Source organism: Lactobacillus kefiranofaciens (assembly GCF_900103655.1).
GTDB lineage: Bacteria > Bacillota > Bacilli > Lactobacillales > Lactobacillaceae > Lactobacillus > Lactobacillus kefiranofaciens.
The window spans coordinates 1-2,290 of record NZ_FMXC01000076.1 but is presented as its reverse complement, the minus strand read 5'-3'; the positions used below and the strand labels follow the sequence as shown (position 1 = coordinate 2,290).

2 protein-coding genes and 2 pseudogenes are annotated in these 2,290 nt (G+C 34.6%); 1 reads left to right on the top strand and 3 read right to left on the bottom strand.

Features of this window, described 5'->3' with window-relative positions; translation table 11 throughout:
- Positions 1 to 306 precede the first annotated feature (306 nt).
- On the top strand, positions 307 to 534 hold the full coding sequence (locus BLP58_RS11675; RefSeq protein ID WP_013855191.1) for a helix-turn-helix domain-containing protein: 228 nt from the start codon (positions 307 to 309) through the stop codon (positions 532 to 534).
- Between the two features lie 574 nt (positions 535 to 1,108).
- On the opposite strand, the gene BLP58_RS11670 is transcribed toward BLP58_RS11675, so the two are convergent.
- From BLP58_RS11670 to BLP58_RS12035, 3 genes and pseudogenes are all read right to left on the bottom strand, one after another.
- Positions 1,109 to 1,369: a hypothetical protein gene (locus BLP58_RS11670; protein WP_013855190.1), complete on the bottom strand. Its 261-nt coding sequence runs from the start codon at positions 1,367 to 1,369 to the stop codon at positions 1,109 to 1,111.
- A 97-nt stretch (positions 1,370 to 1,466) separates the two neighbouring features.
- A pseudogene (locus BLP58_RS12710) lies at positions 1,467 to 1,893 on the bottom strand (SGNH/GDSL hydrolase family protein); the annotation flags it as partial.
- A gap of 281 nt (positions 1,894 to 2,174) precedes the next feature.
- A pseudogene (locus tag BLP58_RS12035) lies at positions 2,175 to 2,290 on the bottom strand (IS30 family transposase); the annotation flags it as partial.

Below are 2,290 nucleotides of genomic sequence, written 5' to 3'. Positions count from 1 at the left end.
AGCTAAATTAGATCGAATGTTAAACCACATAAAATATTAAGAAATTAAGGTCAGACTAATGGTTTTTGGACTACCGCAAAAATATTGACACTTACGCAAGGTAGTTTGCTTTGGTAAATAGATTAGTTCTGTGAGTTAGGCTTTGTCCTAAACACTACTAGTTGTTCCCAGAACCTAGTCAATTAATATACAGTGATTAGGTACTGTACATCATTATTTGACTACGGTACTACACTCAACGTATGTTGCACTGAAATACTTAGCCGGTACTGTACATCATTAGCAAAATAAGAAAGTAGGTACTAAATGATTTTTGGAGTTAAATTAAAATTATATCCTAACCAAGCACAACAAAATTTAATGGAGAAAATGATAGATAATTCTCGTTTTGTTTGGAATAAAACACTTGCTATGATGAATGATAGATACGAAAATAATCCTAAAGCACCTAGATTAGGTGAATATGCTTTAAATTATTTAATGAAGCCTTTTACTATAGAGTATCCTTTTTTAAAGATAAAACTAAAAAAGTAGGGAAGCCACGCTTTCATTCTCGTTTTGAAACGAGACAGTCATATTCAGGTAATAATAAAAATATTAGAATTACTGGTAAACACTACATAAGATTACCCAAAATAGGTTATGTAAAGTGTAGTAATACCCAAGTTAATAACTTAACTGCTGATACTAAAATAAAGACATACACTGTGGTACGTGATAGCACTAATCATTATATGGTATCTTTACAAAGAGTTAACTCCTTTTTCACCTGCAATTTACGTTACATCAAAAATTGCAACGAACTATAATGAAAATGCCAATATTGAGCCTGTTTTCAACGGGTGGAGTTGGTCACATAGCTTGAAAATCATTAGCGATGGTGATCTTGATAAGTTAAAGCTATTATGGCAAATAAGACAATTATAAGACAAAAAATAATTACTACTTTCTAAGTCCTTGTTACTCTAGTGTTAAGGTCTGTCTTATCATTTTTGTGGATTTTAGGTAAAAATAGAAATGATAAGACAAAAAAACATAAGTTCAGATAATATAAAAATAAAGGCAAAAAAATAACTAGCCATTATTAGCTAGTTATTATTATGAGATTTTACAGTTTAATAAAGCAGGCATTATGATACTTATCTAGTTTGTTTTCATAATCGTCTGCAGTAACCATTTTAACGGTTGTTTTATTATTTTCATCACCTGTGGTAACGGATTTTATAGGAAACCACGTCTTCAAGTCTTTACCCCAGCGGGTTGAATTGTATAAATCCATTAGCAATTGCACATCATCATATTTAAAATCTTGTGAAGTTAAGCGTTTATTCTTTTTAGTCCATTTTTGTTTAAACAAATCGTTATTCATAAGATTACGTGTAAAGCTCTTTTAAGTTATGGCCCCGCTTTACTCTATCTAAACACTTTAATCATTATATATCAAAAACGTCAAGAAATATTTTTATCTAATCCTCTTTAACAGGGGAATGCTTAGCCACTTGTAGTGCCTGATTGGATTACCTTGGCGTATAAAATATCGCCAGCCCGAATGTCACCGAAGTGTACGCCATCTATCCCTTTGAAGACTTCTGGATGTTGCGCCGCAATCTTGCCCCAGTCGGCAATCGTAATGAACTTATACTTAGCTGGCAGACGCCGTTCCAAAACGGCCAGCTTTGATGAATTTCAGTCAGCATCGGCCCGGGCATTATAAGGTGTCATCAGAATCAACTTGTGCCCCGGCTCCAAGTCATGAATGATCTTCATGGTTTGCTCTTCGTAATCATCCAGCGCGTTGGTCCCAATACAAATCACCGCGTACTGCCGTAACGTATAGCTTCGCTGCTGGTTCATCATGACTTTATACGCCAAGTTCATCGTCCGATCGCCCTTAATCTTTAAGCTTTGCCATTTTTTTAATAGCATGCCTAAATATATGGTACACATCGCCGCAGGGCAGTGCTTTTCTAACATTCCAGCTACCAAGTGTTTTGGTAAAAATGTCCCTTATTCAGATAATTATTATTACAGGCAAAAAGAATCTTAATGTTTAAATTTGCTTCACTTCAATAAAAGACCGGCCTGCTCAACCCCAAGGGTTTTAACGGACCGATCTTTATTTACATTAAGGCATCTTTACTTACTTTGAAAAACTTTTAAGGTAGATTGCAAATTTAATCCGAATTTTTGGACAGATTTGTCAGCATAGCCTGATACGGTATTTGCCAGTCGAGTATTTTAAGCGGTCGCTGGTTAATTTGGAGTAACGTCGTCGTTAAATCTTGAGCAC

Excerpts from the sequence above, each read along its gene's own strand:
- BLP58_RS11675 (WP_013855191.1), top strand. The coding sequence starts at position 307 with ATGATTTTTGGAGTTAAATTAAAATTATATCCTAACCAAGCACAACAA.
- BLP58_RS11670 (WP_013855190.1), bottom strand. The coding sequence starts at position 1,369 with ATGAATAACGATTTGTTTAAACAAAAATGGACTAAAAAGAATAAACGC.